At 43.3% G+C, this 15616-nt stretch carries 19 protein-coding genes; 7 read left to right on the forward strand and 12 right to left on the reverse strand.

Features of this window, described 5'->3' with window-relative positions; translation table 11 throughout:
• Position 1: 1 nt before the first annotated feature.
• A complete protein-coding gene (locus tag BDD26_RS16010; RefSeq protein ID WP_038269406.1) occupies positions 2–550 on the reverse strand; it encodes a helix-turn-helix domain-containing protein in 549 nt (182 codons plus the stop codon).
• 103 nt (positions 551–653) lie between these two features.
• Here BDD26_RS16010 and BDD26_RS16015 point away from each other — a divergent pair, with 103 nt between their 5' ends.
• Positions 654–1319, forward strand: a complete 666-nt coding sequence (locus BDD26_RS16015; RefSeq protein ID WP_115827109.1) for an AzlC family ABC transporter permease — start codon at positions 654–656, stop codon at positions 1317–1319.
• Complete coding sequence (locus tag BDD26_RS16020) at positions 1319–1642, forward strand: AzlD domain-containing protein (RefSeq protein ID WP_038269383.1); 324 nt, start codon at positions 1319–1321, stop codon at positions 1640–1642. The genes BDD26_RS16015 and BDD26_RS16020 overlap by 1 nt, the downstream gene beginning before the upstream one ends.
• Before the next feature lie 63 nt (positions 1643–1705).
• Here BDD26_RS16020 and BDD26_RS20875 read toward each other — a convergent pair whose 3' ends face one another.
• From BDD26_RS20875 to znuA, 4 genes are all read right to left on the reverse strand, one after another.
• Entirely contained in the window at positions 1706–2008 is a 303-nt protein-coding gene (locus tag BDD26_RS20875; RefSeq protein ID WP_425330428.1) for an LpxL/LpxP family acyltransferase, read from the reverse strand.
• Positions 1986–2675, reverse strand: coding sequence for a lipid A biosynthesis (KDO)2-(lauroyl)-lipid IVA acyltransferase (locus tag BDD26_RS16025; protein ID WP_425330429.1), 690 nt, complete (start codon positions 2673–2675; stop codon positions 1986–1988). Before BDD26_RS16025 ends, BDD26_RS20875 begins: the two co-directional genes overlap by 23 nt.
• A gap of 156 nt (positions 2676–2831) precedes the next feature.
• Positions 2832–4154, reverse strand: a complete 1323-nt coding sequence (gene mepM, locus BDD26_RS16030) for a murein DD-endopeptidase MepM (RefSeq protein ID WP_038269381.1) — start codon at positions 4152–4154, stop codon at positions 2832–2834.
• 20 nt (positions 4155–4174) lie between these two features.
• Complete coding sequence (gene znuA, locus BDD26_RS16035; protein ID WP_038269379.1) at positions 4175–5131, reverse strand: zinc ABC transporter substrate-binding protein ZnuA; 957 nt, start codon at positions 5129–5131, stop codon at positions 4175–4177.
• Positions 5132–5223: 92 nt separating this feature from the next.
• Between znuA and znuC the strand changes: the two genes are divergently transcribed.
• Together znuC and znuB are read left to right on the forward strand one after the other, a co-directional pair.
• Positions 5224–5979: a zinc ABC transporter ATP-binding protein ZnuC gene (znuC, locus tag BDD26_RS16040; RefSeq protein ID WP_038269378.1), complete on the forward strand. Its 756-nt coding sequence runs from the start codon at positions 5224–5226 to the stop codon at positions 5977–5979.
• A complete protein-coding gene (znuB, locus tag BDD26_RS16045) occupies positions 5979–6764 on the forward strand; it encodes a zinc ABC transporter permease subunit ZnuB (protein ID WP_038269377.1) in 786 nt (261 codons plus the stop codon). The genes znuC and znuB overlap by 1 nt, the downstream gene beginning before the upstream one ends.
• A 190-nt stretch (positions 6765–6954) precedes the next feature.
• Here the strand turns inward: znuB and BDD26_RS16050 are convergent, their stop codons facing one another.
• From BDD26_RS16050 to aspS, 7 genes are all read right to left on the reverse strand, one after another.
• Positions 6955–7338 (reverse strand): YgiW/YdeI family stress tolerance OB fold protein, encoded by a 384-nt coding sequence (locus BDD26_RS16050; protein WP_038269375.1) that lies wholly within the window; start codon positions 7336–7338, stop codon positions 6955–6957.
• A 311-nt stretch (positions 7339–7649) separates the two neighbouring features.
• Positions 7650–8657: a Holliday junction branch migration DNA helicase RuvB gene (ruvB, locus tag BDD26_RS16055; protein ID WP_038269373.1), complete on the reverse strand. Its 1008-nt coding sequence runs from the start codon at positions 8655–8657 to the stop codon at positions 7650–7652.
• Positions 8658–8673: 16 nt separating this feature from the next.
• On the reverse strand, positions 8674–9291 hold the full coding sequence (ruvA, locus tag BDD26_RS16060; protein ID WP_115827110.1) for a Holliday junction branch migration protein RuvA: 618 nt from the start codon (positions 9289–9291) through the stop codon (positions 8674–8676).
• Positions 9292–9371: 80 nt separating this feature from the next.
• The gene (ruvC, locus tag BDD26_RS16065; protein ID WP_038269371.1) at positions 9372–9893 is read right to left on the reverse strand and encodes a crossover junction endodeoxyribonuclease RuvC; all 522 of its coding nucleotides are present in this window, start codon (positions 9891–9893) and stop codon (positions 9372–9374) included.
• 123 nt (positions 9894–10016) lie between these two features.
• Positions 10017–10760, reverse strand: a complete 744-nt coding sequence (locus BDD26_RS16070; RefSeq protein WP_038269405.1) for a YebC/PmpR family DNA-binding transcriptional regulator — start codon at positions 10758–10760, stop codon at positions 10017–10019.
• 91 nt (positions 10761–10851) lie between these two features.
• Positions 10852–11286, reverse strand: coding sequence for a dihydroneopterin triphosphate diphosphatase (gene nudB, locus BDD26_RS16075; RefSeq protein WP_115827111.1), 435 nt, complete (start codon positions 11284–11286; stop codon positions 10852–10854).
• Positions 11286–13055 carry an aspartate--tRNA ligase gene (gene aspS, locus BDD26_RS16080; protein ID WP_115827112.1) on the reverse strand — a complete coding sequence of 590 codons (1770 nt, stop codon included), beginning with the start codon at positions 13053–13055 and terminating at the stop codon, positions 11286–11288. The genes nudB and aspS overlap by 1 nt, the downstream gene beginning before the upstream one ends.
• Positions 13056–13318: 263 nt before the next feature.
• On the opposite strand from aspS, the gene BDD26_RS16085 reads away from it, so the two are divergent.
• From BDD26_RS16085 to cmoB, 3 genes are all read left to right on the forward strand, one after another.
• Positions 13319–13717, forward strand: a complete 399-nt coding sequence (locus tag BDD26_RS16085) for an MAPEG family protein (RefSeq protein WP_115827113.1) — start codon at positions 13319–13321, stop codon at positions 13715–13717.
• A gap of 166 nt (positions 13718–13883) precedes the next feature.
• A complete protein-coding gene (cmoA, locus tag BDD26_RS16090; RefSeq protein ID WP_115827114.1) occupies positions 13884–14639 on the forward strand; it encodes a carboxy-S-adenosyl-L-methionine synthase CmoA in 756 nt (251 codons plus the stop codon).
• Positions 14639–15610, forward strand: coding sequence for a tRNA 5-methoxyuridine(34)/uridine 5-oxyacetic acid(34) synthase CmoB (gene cmoB / locus BDD26_RS16095; RefSeq protein WP_038269365.1), 972 nt, complete (start codon positions 14639–14641; stop codon positions 15608–15610). Before cmoA ends, cmoB begins: the two co-directional genes overlap by 1 nt.
• Positions 15611–15616: the final 6 nt, after the last annotated feature.

Consider the following 15616-nt stretch of genomic DNA (forward strand, 5'->3'; position numbering starts at 1 on the left):
ATTAATTCTGTTCAGCTACCAGAATCGCCTGTGTATCCGGCTCCAGCGCTTCGAATACATGTTCCTGATCTGCCGGATAGCAGATGTAATCACCTTCATTTAATTCTTCTGGTGCTTCTGTTGGCCCGACAAATGCCCGGCCTTTAGTGACAATAATGTGCTCCACTGAACCTGGTGGATGTGGTTTAGAAACGCGATCTGCTCCCGGCTGAGTCATCAACAGATAAATGTCACGACGCGCACCCGGTGGGCAAGTTGCCAGTAAAACTACCTGATAGTTCGCCTGCTCTGCTGTTATTTTAGTGCCCTCACCACGTCTAATCACCTGCGTTTTGTTACTTTGTGGCTCCAGCAAACGGGCAAAAGGAATATTCAACGCTACACACAATGCCCAGAGTGTTTCAAGACTGGGGTTCCCGTTACCCGCCTCCAATTGTGACAACGTAGATTTTGCAATATCCGCACGCCGGGCAACCTCTGCCAGAGAAAGGCCAATGCGTGCACGCTCACGAGCTAAGCTCTTCGCAATTATGCTGATTGGCTGTGTCATATTATGGCTCCAATGTTCATTAAAACGAACAAAATGTTCGTCTTGATTTGCATTTTTATTTTGTCCATTATAATGAAATTTAGTTCGATATGGGTAAAAATAGATGTTCACTCACCATTTCTTCTCCTGCCTGAAAGGAGACATTAAAAAAGCGATATTTCTAGTTTGTCTGGCTGTAGGTGTGGTTGGTGTTTCTTACGGTTCACTGGCTACCGCTTATGGTTTTCCTTTATGGGTTCCTGTTACCTTATCTATTTTAGTGCTGGCAGGAGCATCCGAATTTATGTTTATTGGTATTGTTGCCAGCGGTGGTAATCCACTTGCAGCGGCCGCAGCGGGTTTATTAGTGAATGCCCGCCATTTACCCTTTGGGGTGGCAGTACGCGAATTAGTCGGAAATCGCATGGCAAAGTTTTTAGGCAGCCATATTATGAACGATGAAAGTGTGGTATTCGGAATGTCGCAAGCAACTGCCGAACAACGTAAGGCTGCATACTGGCTATGTGGTATCGGTGTCGCCATACTCTGGCCACTCGGCACTCTAATTGGCAGTACGGTTGGCAAATTTATTCCAGCGCCAGAAACTATTGGTCTGGACGCTGTTTTCCCGACAATTTTGCTGGCAATGGTGATCCCTTCATTCAAAAATAAAACCTCGCTTATTCGCGCTTCTAGTGGCGCGGCAATTTCACTTTCTGCCATACCTTTTGTACCAGTGGGGTTACCAGTATTGCTGTCACTACTGGGTTTACTGGCGAGGAAAAAATAATGGCAGACTATACCCTGATTATTATTGGTATTGCGATTCTGTCGCTAGGTACTTATTTAATGCGCTTCGGTGGAGCAAAACTGGGGAACAGGCTTACATTATCTGAACGTTCTCAGGCCCTTCTTTCCGATGCTGCAACCACGTTGTTATTCTCTGTAGCACTTGCCGCCACTTTTTACGAAGGTGAACATTTTGCTGGTATGGCACGCGTAATAGGTGTGGCTATTGCAGTATTTCTTGCCTGGAGAAAAGTGCCACTGATTATAGTGATTCTGGCAGCCACGCTCATAACGGCACTACTACGCTATGCGGGAATAAACTAAAGAAAGTGCATGAAATAGAAGTAAAAATTCAGGGGCAACATACTGCCCCTTTCAATGACCAGATCAGAGATCATTCCTTTTATAAGGCTCGATATCCCCTTCTTTCCGTGTCTTGAGTAGTTTCAATATCCAGGTATATTGTTCAGGGTTAGGCTTTACCAACTCTTCCAATTCCTGATTCATACGGCGGGCAATATAAGCATCATCCTGCCCTGCGATATCATCCATAGGTGGGCGAATATAAATATCCAACTGGTGAGTTTCACAATTATAAACCGGGAACAGAGGAACAATGGCAGCCCTACAAACTTTCATCAAACGACCGACAGCAGGCAACGTTGCTTTATAAGTCGCAAAAAAAATCAACAAACTCGCTGTGCTCTTCGCCATGATCCTGATCAGGCAGATAATACCCCCAGAATCCCTGACGTACTGATGCAATAAAGGGCTTTATTCCCGCATCACGAGAATGAAGACGCCCGCCAAAATGGTAACGAGCCTTGTTCCACAGATAATCTGCTACCGGATTGCTCTGATGATGAAACATTGCTGATACTGTCTGCCCACGAGCGGCTAATAACATAGCAGGAATATCCACAGCCCAACCATGTGGAACCATAAAAATCACATTCTTGCCCTGCTCTTTTAAAGCGTGAATGATCTCCTCACCATACCACTGAGTTCGCTTAAGCGTAGACACTGCACCTCTCAAATAAAGTTCCGCCAGCATGACAAAAGATTGTGGTGCTGTGGCGAACATCTTATCGATTAATATTTCACGCTGCTGTTCCGACAGTTCAGGAAAGCAATACAGAAGATTAATTTTCGCTCTTTGCCGGGCACTTTTTGCTTTTCTGCCTGCCCAGATACCAATTCTGGCCAGAAATGGATCACGCCATTTAACCGGGATATAAGCTAAGCCCGCCAATATCCCTACACCAGCCCAAAGCCCCCAATAACGAGGATGCAAATAAGATAAATGAAACGTTGGGATGTAACCCAATTTACTATCTGTATCTTTCTCTCTATTCATGAGCTAACTCTGATGGTTCCGACATAGACTTCCAATACCCGCTTTCAATGTATTTTTTCCTAATATATCTGTTCCCAGGTATGTTTGTTTTCAACAAAAATAACATAAAGCGGATGATATCAATCATCCGCTTTATGTGTTAGTAACCTGAGCTTTTTAATTCAACGACAGTTTTGGTTTAACCTCTTTAACCATCGCGATATATTCCGAACGTTCTTTACCACTTAATCCGCCCGAACGAGGCAGTTTTGCAGTAAGCGGATTAACGGGTTGCTGATTATCCCAAAACTCAAAGTGTAAGTGAGGGCCTGTTGAACGACCAGTATTACCTGATAAGCCAATACGTTCTCCACGCTTCACTTTCTGACCAGGTTTCACCAACAGTTTTCTCATATGCATATATCGGGTTGTATATTGGCGACCATGTCTAATGGCGATGAAGTTGCCTGCGGCACCATCAAATTTGGCAACGATAACTTCTCCGTCACCAACAGCCAAAACGGGCGTTCCTACAGGCATAGCAAAATCAACCCCTTTATGAGCTGTAACCCGTCCTGTGACAGGATTTAAACGACGAGGATTAAAAGGAGAAGATACCCTGAATTGTTTTGTTGTTGGAAAACGTAAGAAACCACGTTCCAAACCTGATGCGTTACTATCGTAGAAGCGACCATCTTCTGCACGGAAAGCGTAATAATTATTACCGCCACTTTGCAAACGAACACCCAATAGTTGGCTCTGTTCACTTTTCCCATCAAGCATTTCACGGGACATCAATACAGAAAACTGATCACCTTTACGTAATCGACGGAAATCTATCTGCCATTGTAATGCTTTGGTCACTTCCCTTGCTTCACTACTGGTTAAACCAGCCGACAAAGCACTTCCCGTGAAACTGCCATCCACAGCACCTGTAATGACACTATTTATCCATTCTCCCTTCTGATATTCCTTTGTCTCTTTGAAAACATCACCCTCACGGGTATAAATGCGTGTTTCACGACGCGATACTCCCCAAGTTAACGTTTTCAGACTGCCATTATCGTCAATAGTCCATGATAATGACTGACCAATATTTAAATCACGCAGGGCCTTATTTTGATTTGCTAACAAAGCGATATCAGACGAATCTATACCAAACTGGTTTAAAATAGAACTGAGAGTATCACCATTGGAAACAACGTACTGGTGGGGAATATTTGCCGTTGTATCAGTGCCACTCTCCTCATCCCTGATTCCCTCATCCGAGAATTGTTCATTACCATCACCTATCGTGTCATCTGTCGCATCAGGGATACTATCGGGAGTTGTGAGGATAATGTTCCCCGTTCTTTCCATTCTTTCTTCTTGTTCGTGATAAACAACCGGCCGCCACACAGCTACAGCCAAAGTAACCAAAGTCAGAGAACCAAGCATGATCTTGTGTGGCTTAGGCAGGTTGTTATATACCAGAACGATAGTTTTAACTATCTGCTGCACTAATAAAATTCCTTATTATACTAATTCAGGCAGCCAAGGTATTGCTCCGACAGTTGAGTTATAAATTTCATATAACTGTCTTTATTCAATACGATGCCACTTCCCAATGGGTCAAGTGTTCCAATACGCACATTAGTACCTTTTGCTACGGCATGAATGACGGCTGGCCTGAATTGAGGTTCAGCAAAAATACACTTTGCTTTTTGCTCAACCAATTGTGTTCGTATGTAATGTAGTCTTTGCGCACCAGGTTGTATTTCAGGGTTCACAGTAAAAACACCCAATGGTGACAACTGATAGTGTTTTTCAAAGTAACCATAAGCGTCATGAAAAACGAAATATCCCTGTCCTAACACGGGTTGCAGAATATGGCTAATATTCTTGTTAGTTTGTACAAGCTGTCCATTGAATTTACGTAGGTTTACTTCTAGTTGTTGTTTCTGTTGAGGATACTGCTCAACAAGCCGGGAATATATCGCCTGAGCGGCTTTCTCAGCAATTTCTGGTGACAGCCAAATATGCATATTATATTGGCCGTGGTGGTGATGTTCGTGATCGGTTTCATGTTTATGCTGATTCGATTCATTTGAATCATGTTCATCTTCGCTATTTTTTAGTAATAGAGGTTTAATAGTAGGTAAACCAGCCAATTCCAATTGTTTATTCTGTGCAATTTTTTCTATTGGCTTTGCTAAAAATGTTTCCATATCCGGGCCAATCCAGACAACCAAATCCGCCTGATTAAGTTTGCGGATATCTGAAGGCCTTAAAGCGTAATCATGTGGGGAAGCTCCATCAGGTAAAAGCACCTGAGTATCTGTTACACCGTCAGCAACCGCGGCAGCAATAAAGCCTAGTGGTCGGATAGATGTGACGACATCTGCCTGAGCAGAGTAATTAATACCCACTGTTAATACAGTAACCAATGCTGCCTGGCGAAAAAATGTATGCGCGTATTTTTGTGGTTTGTGTAACATAATATGAATATTCCATGCATTGAATCCAAAATTGTTATATTATAACATTCCAATGATTCTGCAAGACACTTTTAACATGTCTGTGATGTAACATGTCAACTATGATCACCCTAAAAAACGTTACGGTTAAATTTGGTAGCCGCAAGGTATTAAACAATATCTCTTTCAACCTTACACAAGGTAAGATCCTAACGTTAATCGGCCCCAATGGAGCAGGCAAATCAACGTTAGTACGCGTCGTTCTGGGTTTAATTCGCCCTACTTCCGGCACTATTGAACACAACTATACGTTAAAGATAGGATATGTCCCGCAAAAACTTAATCTTGATCCCACCTTACCTTTGACCGTTAAACGTTTCATGATGCTAAAACCGGGCGTTAAATCAGCAGATATCACCCCTGTTTTGGAACGAGTCAAAGCCACACATTTATTGCAATACCCCATGCAGAAGCTATCAGGGGGAGAAACCCAACGGGTTTTACTTGCCAGAGCGTTACTCAATCATCCTCAACTTCTGGTTCTTGACGAACCGACACAAGGTGTGGATGTGAATGGTCAGTTAGCACTTTATGATTTAATCAATCAAATCAGAACAGAACTTAATTGTGCTGTCCTTATGGTATCTCATGACCTGCACTTAGTGATGGCAAAAACAGACGAGGTTTTGTGCCTTAATCAACACATTTGCTGTTCAGGTACTCCTGAAGTGGTATCCATGCATCCAGAATTTATTGCGATGTTTGGTCGTCATGGTGCCGAACAACTGGCAGTTTATCGCCATCATCACAATCATCATCACGATCTAAGAGGAAAAATTATTTTGAAAAAGGGTGGAGAGCCACGTTAATGATCGAACTACTATTTCCGGGTTGGCTGGCCGGAATTTTATTGGCAATTGCCGCAGGGCCTCTTGGATCTTTTGTCGTTTGGCGCAGAATGTCCTACTTTGGCGATACACTGGCACATGCATCATTGCTCGGTGTGGCATTCGGATTTTTATTAAATATTAATCCATTTTATGCTGTTATTGCTGTTACGCTGATATTGGCCGTTATTTTAGTCTGGCTGGAAAAACGCCCACAACTCGCTGTTGATACCCTGCTGGGGATCATGGCCCATAGTGCCTTGTCATTAGGCTTAGTGGTTGTCAGCTTTATGACCAGCATCCGGGTTGATCTGATGGCTTATTTATTCGGTGATTTACTCTCTGTGACTTATGAGGATCTCTGGATAATTTCAGCAGGTGTTGCAACTGTTGCGGGGTTATTGGTATGGCAATGGCGTGCTTTACTATCGATGACAGTCAGTCAGGATCTGGCTTTTGTCGATGGTATTCATATTCAGCGGTTACGGGTGTTGTTGATGCTGGTTACTGCACTGACTATCGGGCTGGCAATGAAATTCGTCGGCGCACTGATTATCACCTCTCTGTTAATTATCCCGGCAGCAACGGCTCGTCGTTTCTCTCGTACCCCCGAACAAATGGCAGTTTGTGCTATTGGTATAGGTATGCTCTCTGTTACCGGCGGGTTAACTTTATCTGCGTTTTATAACACACCAGCAGGGCCTTCTGTTGTACTTTGTGCTGCCGTGTTATTTGCATTGAGTTTAACGTGTAAAGCAAGAAATTAATCACTCAGGTTAATAGAAAAATCTCGATTCTCTGATTAGATAAACACAAGGGTTATGATCTTAATGATGATGACCCTTTTTCTTTAAGACCAAATTTCAAGATAAAAGTATCGACACAATAAAATATTCACATTAATTTATTAAAAGTAAAAAGCCCCGCAATTGCGAGGCTGTATTCAAAACACCTGTGTTATTTCACAAGGCGGATAACTTTGGCATCAATCTCAATACTGTTCCAGTCCTTGTCCACTTCGCCTTCGATATGAACTTTATCGGTCGGAGTGATCGTCTGACCCAGCCAGATTTTGTCATCAATATCAACATAAACAGAGCCGCTGTTATCCCTGAACTCATAGAGTTCGTGACCAATCTGTTTAACAATGTTACCTTCCAGAACAACCCATGAGTCATCATGAAGGGATTTTGCTTTCGCAACGCTGGTCAGGCCAAAAGTTGGGCCTTTGAATCCACCCTGAGAATAACCAGTGCTGTCTGGGGAAACAAAACCACCCTGCTGTGCTAAGGCATTAAAAGAAACGATGCTGAAAATGATAACACTCAGTGTTTTTTTCATATTTTTCCCTTTGATTATGTATGCAAATAAAAAACCCCGCAATTGCGAGGCTTAAGAAGTCAAAAAGCTGTGTGGCATTGCTATCACCCTTATTACGATAGCATGACTCTTATGTACACGTTAGTTATTTTTGTATACAAAACCAAATTTAGTTACTCAACGATACAATACCTTGATAATATTATATTCTTAACGAACTAATGTTTTATGTCAGAAGTCCCTTAACTATCCTTTAAGAAAAATTTTTATTACTCTAACAGAAGACATTGCTTACAATTTTGTGTAATCGCCATTCCATATTAGAGTAGTTTTTACTCGCTTTCTTTACTTAAGCCAAAGTGTCGATAAGCATGATTGGTTGCAATACGGCCTCGTGGTGTCCGCTGAATAAACCCTTGCTGGATCAAGAAAGGCTCCAAAACATCCTCTATCGTTTCCCGCTCTTCACCAATTGCTGCCGCAAGGTTATCCAAACCAACCGGCCCCCCCATAAATTTATCAATAATGGCAACCAGCAACTTACGGTCAAGGTAATCAAAGCCCGCTGAGTCCACGCTTAGCATATCAAGGGCTTTCGCGGCAATGTCGCCGTTAACGGAACCATCACCTTTTACCTGAGCAAAATCACGTACCCGACGCAGCAAGCGGTTTGTTATACGAGGAGTTCCACGGGAGCGCATCGCAATTTGCCTTGCTCCATCATCTGAAATATTTAATCCCATATAACGGGCGCTGCGGGAAACGATGCTTTGCAAGTCATCCACATTATAAAATTCAAGGCGTTGCACAATACCAAACCGATCGCGCAAGGGAGAAGTCAAAGATCCTGCACGTGTTGTTGCCCCGACCAAGGTAAACGGAGGTAGATCAATTTTGATTGAACGGGCTGCCGGGCCTTCTCCAATCATAATATCCAGCTGATAATCTTCCATTGCCGGATAAAGAATTTCTTCTACAACCGGAGACAAACGATGGATTTCATCGATAAACAGAACATCATGAGGTTCAAGGTTTGTCAACATGGCGGCAAGATCCCCTGCTTTTTCTAATACCGGCCCTGAAGTTGTGCGGAGATTAACCCCCATTTCGTTGGCAACAATATTTGCCAGGGTGGTTTTGCCCAATCCGGGCGGGCCAAAAATCAGCAGATGATCCAGCGCGTCTCCCCTCTGCCGCGCAGCCTGAATAAAGATCTCCATCTGCTCACAAACATGAGGTTGACCAACATATTCAGACAACAATTTAGGCCTGATAGCACGATCAATAGCTTCATCATCTTGCAGAACTTCTGCTGAGACCAGACGGTCAGCTTCAATCATCACTTAACTCCTGCAATTACAGAGCCGCACGAAGCGCTTCCCGGATCAGTGTTTCACAATCTGTACCCGGTTTAGCGACTTTATTGACCATCCGGCTGGCTTCCTGCGATTTATATCCCAATGAAACTAATGCTGCCGCTGCTTCTGCTTCAATATCAGCATCAGAATTGGCCGCCTGAGTTGCCGCTGGCAAATTAATGTCATTATTTTGATTAAACAGATCACCCTTAAGCCCCTTAAAGCGATCTTTCATTTCTACCACTAACCTTTCTGCTGTTTTTTTACCGACTCCGGGCAGTTTAACCAGAGAAGTAATCGCTTCCTGCTCAATAGCTGTCACGAATTGCTGGGCAGACATACCAGAAAGGATCGCCAGCGCCAGTTTCGGCCCGACACCATTGACTTTAATCAGTTCGCGGAAAAGTGCACGCTCTTGCTTATCATTAAAACCATATAATAATTGAGCATCTTCACGTACAATAAATTGAGTAAATAAAATCGCTTCCTGGCCGATTTCAGGTAGTTCATAGAAACAGGTCATTGGCATATGAACTTCATAACCTACACCATTCGTTTCCAATAAAACCAATGGTGGCTGTTTTTCCAATACAGTTCCTCTCAAACGCCCTATCACTATTTACCCCCTGAAAATAAAAATAAATGATCCGATACAGCTTATAGCATAAAAAAAGCTGGACGTATATCCAGCCAAAGTTATTTCAGACGCCCTCGCGTCAAATTTAACCGTGGATTGCCTACACGGAGTAAATTTTGGCTCAGATGACAATGTGTAATTGCAATCGCTAAGGCATCTGCCGCATCAGACTGTGGATTGGCCGATAGTTTCAGCATCGAACGTACCATATGCTGAACCTGGCTTTTATCTGCTGCACCAGTTCCAACAACTGTCTGTTTGACTTGACGCGCCGCATACTCAAATACAGGAATGGATTCATTAACCGCAGCCACAATCGCTACACCACGAGCCTGCCCCAGTTTCAAGGCGGAATCTGCATTTTTTGCCATAAAAACTTGCTCTATTGCAAAAGCATCAGGTTGGAATTGGGTAATAATTTCGGTAATTCCTGCATAGATCCGCTGCAAACGACTGGGAAGATCATCAACTTTTGTTCGAATGCAACCACTACCTAGATAAATAAGTTGTCGTCCCTGCTGGCGGATAACACCATACCCTGTCACTCTGGAACCAGGGTCAATACCAAGAATAACCGCCATATCTATTTATTCACCTGTAGTATGGAATAAAAAAAGATGGAATAAAAAAGCATGCAATAAAACGTTAGAGAAAGTGCCCTGACACAAGATGCACTTTCTCTACGCTGTGAATCCTGATGTTGATTACAGCAGAGCTGCAACTTCATCAGAGATTTCACCATTATGGTAAACCTCTTGAACGTCGTCAGAATCTTCAAGCATATCAATCAGACGAAGCAATTTAGGCGCAGTTTCCGCATCCAGTTCCGCTTTGGTAGATGGGATCATAGAAACTTCAGCAGAATCCGCCTTGAAACCTGCTGCATCCAGTGCGTCTTTGACATCACCAAAAGTCTCTGGTGTAGTGTAGACGTCGATCGCACCATCATCATAAGTTTCAACATCATCAGCACCTGCTTCCAAAGCCGCTTCCATTACAGCATCTTCATCCAGACCCGGTGCGTAAGAAATCACGCCCTTTTTGGTGAACAGATAGGCAACAGAGCCGTCAGTCCCCAGATTACCACCCGTTTTGGTAAATGCGTGACGAACATCAGAAACTGTACGATTACGGTTATCGCTCAGGCATTCGACCATTACAGCAGTACCACCCGGGCCATAACCTTCATAAATGATAGTTTCCATATTATCTGACTCGTCGTTACCAACACCACGGGCAATAGCGCGGTTTAAAGTATCACGAGTCATGTTGTTGGACAGTGCTTTGTCGATTGCAGCACGAAGACGTGGGTTAGAAGCAGGATCACCTCCGCCCAGACGTGCAGCGGTTACCAACTCGCGGATAATTTTGGTGAAGATTTTACCGCGTTTTGCATCCTGCGCAGCTTTACGATGTTTCGTATTGGCCCACTTACTATGACCTGCCATGAAAATATCTCCGATAAAACGTTTATTACCCTGCACACCCCAATCTGCTTGCTTTGTTCACTGCAAATTGAAATCCATCAGGTTTGATAGACTAAATAACAAATTCTTCAATTGCCTGCCGATTGCTCCATGACTTCGTCAACTTAGCAGCCTCTTTCGCTACCAGCCACTGATAAGTCAGGTGCTCCGTCAGCAAAATTTCACACTCCTCAGGTAACGCCAGCAAAAACCAATGTTCTTTGTTTCGCGTCACACCGGGAGCATATCGATAACGTAAATGTGAAAAAATCTCATAATAAAGACAGCGCTGACAATCTATCAGCTCAAGATCCGCTCTGGCAATATCAATACCGATCTCTTCCTGTACTTCACGCAACGCTGCCTGATAAGGCTTTTCGTCCTCTTCCAGACTACCGGTAACAGATTGCCAGAAATCAGGATCGTCCCGTCTCTGTAACATTAGCACCCTTTTGCTGTTGGCAGCATAAATAACAACCAGTACAGATTCAGGGCGCTTATAATTCATTATTCGCTCTCTTTTTTGGTAACTGAAATGGCTAACTCTTCCAGTGCCGCCGGATTGGCGTAGCTTGGTGCTTCAGTCATCAGACATGCTGCCGCTGTTGTTTTCGGGAATGCGATAACATCACGGATATTATCAGTATCCGTCAACAACATAACGAGGCGATCCAGACCGAAAGCCAGCCCAGCGTGAGGAGGAGTACCATATTTCAGTGCATTCAGAAGGAAACCAAATTTTTCCTGCTGTTCTTCTTCGTTGATACCCAGAATGCGGAATACCGCCTGCTGCATGTCATTACGATGGATACGGACAGAGCCGCCACCCACTTCGTAACCATTGATAACCATATCATAAGCATTGGCGATGGCAGATTCCGGCTTGTTTTCCAGATCTTCGGCTGACATATCACGTGGAGAAGTAAACGGATGGTGCATTGCAGCCAGCCCGCCTTCCCCGTCGTCTTCAAACATCGGGAAGTCAACAACCCAAAGTGGTTTCCAGTTTGTCAGATCAGTCAGATTCAGATCACGGCCTAATTTCAGACGCAGTGCACCCATTGCATCTGTGACTATATTTTTCTGACCTGCACCGAAGAACAGGATATCGCCATCCTGTGCATTAGTGCGGGACAACAGGGCCTCAACCACTTCTGCGGACAAAAACTTAGCAATCGGGCTTTGGACACCTTCCAGACCTGCGGCACGATTGTTGACTTTCATCCATGCCAACCCTTTCGCACCATAGATGCCAACAAACTTACCGTATTCGTCAATTTGCTTACGACTCAGTTCAGCACCACCCGGTACACAAATTGTTGCCACACGCCCTTTTGGATCGTTTGCAGGTTCTGCGAAAACGGAAAATTCCACTGCTTTGACCAGATCAGCAACATCAACTAATTCCAGCGGGTTACGCAGATCTGGTTTATCAGAACCAAAGCGACGCATAGCTTCAGCAAACGTCATGATTGGGAACGTTCCTAAATCGACACCACGGACTTCCAGCCATAGCTCACGGATCATTCGTTCCATGATTTCACGAACCTGCTCAGAAGTCATAAATGAGGTTTCGACGTCAATCTGAGTAAATTCAGGCTGACGATCTGCACGCAGGTCTTCGTCACGGAAACATTTTACAATCTGATAATAACGGTCAAAACCGGACATCATCAGTAATTGTTTAAACAATTGTGGAGACTGAGGCAGTGCATAAAATTTGCCTTTATGAACACGGCTTGGTACTAAATAATCCCGCGCGCCTTCCGGTGTTGCTTTAGTCAGCATTGGTGTTTCCACATCCAGAAAACCCGCATCATCCATAAAACGACGAACAAAACTGGTGATTTTTGCTCGGTTTTTTAAGCGTTGTGACATTTCAGGACGACGCAGATCAAGATAACGATATTTCAAGCGCTGTTCTTCACTGTTATTCTGATTGCTGTCCAGTGGCAATGGTTCTGAACGGTTGAAGATTTCAAGGCTTTCAGCGAAAACTTCAATTTCCCCTGTCACCATATCTTTATTGATCTGGCTGTCAGGGCGGGCACGTACAGTCCCCGTAATTTGAATACAAAACTCATTACGCAGTTCAGAAGCCTGAGCAAATGCGTCTTTTTTATCCGGATCAAAGAATACCTGAACGATACCTTCGCGATCTCGCATATCAATAAAAATCAGGCCACCCAAATCACGACGACGGTTTACCCAACCACAAAGAGTCACTTTTTGGCCTTCATGGGCCCGGCTCAACTGCCCACAATAATTAGTACGCATACAATATCCTTTTACTCAGCTCGTTATGCATTCTGCTGCGGAAATTTTGGCATTGTTCTTTTAGGAAGAATTGTCAAAAAAGAGGCCATTATACTGGAAATTCTATCCAGAGATAAGGCTATAACACGGTTCCAGCCAAGACAATTTTTTCTATCGGATAAATCAGATAGAATTTATGATTAAGTATCATGATTTATAGCGACAGTTTTACTTTTGAGGTTTATCATCAGTTAGCCGTTTTTGGTTAGGCAATGGAGTTATAAATGATTAGCTCACTTTATATCGTATTGGGCGCACTATTGGTAATTAAACTGTCTTTTGATGTGATTAAGTTAAGAACACAGTATCGGGTTACATATGGTGATGGTGGTTTTTACGAATTACAGACAGCCATTCGCATTCACGGTAACGCTGTTGAATATATCCCTATTTCTCTACTCTTATTATTGATAATGGAGATGAATGGCGCTGCCGTATGGATGCTGCATATTTGTGGCATATTGTTACTTGCAGGCAGGCTATTACACTACTATGGCCTGCACCATCGTGAGTTACGTTGGCGGCGAATGGGCATGATTGCAACATTTATGTCAATGATAATAATGATTGTGGCTAACATATACTATTTGCCCTGGGAACAGATATTTTCTCCCTATTCGTAACCTCTGTTTAACTAATAAATAGTTAACTGACAAAGATGCCAATTATTGATTTGAATTGGCATCTTTATTAGCTGCCTAAAAAGTTCTGTTGGATTAGCTCTTTCTGCCTTTTCTTGCATTCTGTTAGAATAATCAATTCTTAATTGTTTCCAAAATCAATGTTGTTATGTCAAATCAAGATCCTCACAATCAACGGGACAGTCTGTTATCTACTCCAATCGCTAAATTAGGCGACTGGAGTTTTGACGAACGCGTCGCCGAAGTCTTTCCAGACATGGTGAAACGCTCCATTCCTGGTTACTCAAATATCATTTCTATGATTGGTATGCTGGCAAGTCGCTTTGTGACTCCGGGCAGCCAGATCTATGATCTCGGTTGTTCTCTCGGTGCAGCAACTTTATCCATTCGCCGCAATATCAATTCTGATGACTGCCGCATTATCGCTATTGATAATTCACCCGCCATGATCGAACGCTGTCGTCGTCATGTTGACGCTTTCAAAGCAAAAACCCCCGTTGAAGTGATCGAGCAGGATATTCTTGATACCAACATTCAAAACGCTTCAATGGTGGTATTAAATTTCACATTACAGTTCCTTAACCCAGGGGATCGCCAGAAAATATTAGACAAAATCTATGCCGGGCTGAAACCCGGTGGCGTTTTGGTACTGTCTGAAAAATTTAATTTTGAAGATCAGAACATTGGTGAATTACTATTCAACATGCACCATGACTTCAAACGAGCCAATGGTTATAGCGAACTAGAAATCAGTCAAAAACGTAGCATGCTGGAAAATGTCATGCGGACAGATTCTGTTGAAGCCCACAAATCCCGCCTGAAAAAATCTGGTTTTCAGCATACAGAAGTGTGGTTCCAGTGTTTCAATTTCGGCTCACTGTTAGCTATAAAAGGAGCTGAATAATGATCGATTTCGGTAACTTTTATCAGCTAATTGCTAAAAACCATCTGAGCCATTGGCTAAATGATCTGCCCGCCCAATTAAATGACTGGCAGAAAACATCATTGCATGGTCAGTTTAGTTCGTGGATAAAAATTCTGGAAAATTTGCCAGTTATCACACCCACTCATGTTGATCTGAAAAATGGGGTTATTACTACACATGAACCCGATCTATCAGAAGGGGAAAAAACACGTATCCACAATATCCTGAAACTTCTGATGCCATGGCGTAAAGGGCCTTTTTCATTTTACGGTATTGAAATTAATACCGAATGGCGTTCTGACTGGAAATGGGATCGTGTTCTGCCTCATATTTCTTCTTTAGAAGGCAAAACTGTACTTGATGTCGGTTGTGGTAGTGGTTACCACATGTGGCGCATGGTAGGTGAAGGCGCTGAATTAGTGGCAGGTATCGATCCTACCCAACTTTTCCTCTGCCAATTTGAAGCCGTCAGAAAACTATTGGGCAATGACCAACGTGCTCATCTTCTCCCACTGGGTATTGAGCAATTACCTGAGCTGAAAGCTTTCGATACCGTATTCTCTATGGGAGTACTTTACCATCGCCGCTCTCCCCTTGATCATCTGTGGCAGCTAAAAAATCAACTGGTTTCAGGTGGTGAACTGGTGCTGGAAAGTTTGGTGATCGAAGGTGACGAAAACCACTGCCTCATTCCGGGTGAACGTTATGCGCAAATGCGAAATGTTTACTTTATTCCTTCAGCTAACATGTTGAAAACATGGTTGGAAAAATGTGGTTTTGTCGATGTCAGAATTGTTGATCATGCCATTACAACAACCGATGAACAACGCCGGACAGAGTGGATGAAAACAGAATCTTTGGCTGATTTCCTTGATCCATCAGATCAAAGTAAAACAATAGAAGGGTATCCAGCGCCACTGCGTGCTGTTCTCATTGCCCGCAAACCTTAATCCTGC

It is taken from the genome of Xenorhabdus cabanillasii (genome assembly GCF_003386665.1).
In the GTDB taxonomy this organism is placed as follows: Bacteria; Pseudomonadota; Gammaproteobacteria; order Enterobacterales; family Enterobacteriaceae; genus Xenorhabdus; species Xenorhabdus cabanillasii.

Bases quoted from the DNA above. Each gene is read 5' to 3' on its own strand.
- aspS (WP_115827112.1), bottom strand. From the start codon at position 13,055: ATGCGTACTAATTATTGTGGGCAGTTGAGCCGGGCCCATGAAGGCCAA.
- BDD26_RS16070 (WP_038269405.1), bottom strand. From the start codon at position 10,760: ATGGCAGGTCATAGTAAGTGGGCCAATACGAAACATCGTAAAGCTGCG.
- ruvB (WP_038269373.1), bottom strand. From the start codon at position 8,657: ATGATTGAAGCTGACCGTCTGGTCTCAGCAGAAGTTCTGCAAGATGAT.
- BDD26_RS16010 (WP_038269406.1), bottom strand. From the start codon at position 550: ATGACACAGCCAATCAGCATAATTGCGAAGAGCTTAGCTCGTGAGCGT.
- BDD26_RS16015 (WP_115827109.1), top strand. From the start codon at position 654: ATGTTCACTCACCATTTCTTCTCCTGCCTGAAAGGAGACATTAAAAAA.
- cmoA (WP_115827114.1), top strand. From the start codon at position 13,884: ATGTCAAATCAAGATCCTCACAATCAACGGGACAGTCTGTTATCTACT.
- cmoB (WP_038269365.1), top strand. From the start codon at position 14,639: ATGATCGATTTCGGTAACTTTTATCAGCTAATTGCTAAAAACCATCTG.
- znuB (WP_038269377.1), top strand. From the start codon at position 5,979: ATGATCGAACTACTATTTCCGGGTTGGCTGGCCGGAATTTTATTGGCA.
- BDD26_RS16020 (WP_038269383.1), top strand. From the start codon at position 1,319: ATGGCAGACTATACCCTGATTATTATTGGTATTGCGATTCTGTCGCTA.
- BDD26_RS16085 (WP_115827113.1), top strand. From the start codon at position 13,319: ATGATTAGCTCACTTTATATCGTATTGGGCGCACTATTGGTAATTAAA.
- ruvC (WP_038269371.1), bottom strand. From the start codon at position 9,893: ATGGCGGTTATTCTTGGTATTGACCCTGGTTCCAGAGTGACAGGGTAT.
- znuC (WP_038269378.1), top strand. From the start codon at position 5,224: ATGTCAACTATGATCACCCTAAAAAACGTTACGGTTAAATTTGGTAGC.
- BDD26_RS16025 (WP_425330429.1), bottom strand. From the start codon at position 2,675: ATGAATAGAGAGAAAGATACAGATAGTAAATTGGGTTACATCCCAACG.
- nudB (WP_115827111.1), bottom strand. From the start codon at position 11,286: ATGAATTATAAGCGCCCTGAATCTGTACTGGTTGTTATTTATGCTGCC.
- BDD26_RS16050 (WP_038269375.1), bottom strand. From the start codon at position 7,338: ATGAAAAAAACACTGAGTGTTATCATTTTCAGCATCGTTTCTTTTAAT.
- znuA (WP_038269379.1), bottom strand. From the start codon at position 5,131: ATGTTACACAAACCACAAAAATACGCGCATACATTTTTTCGCCAGGCA.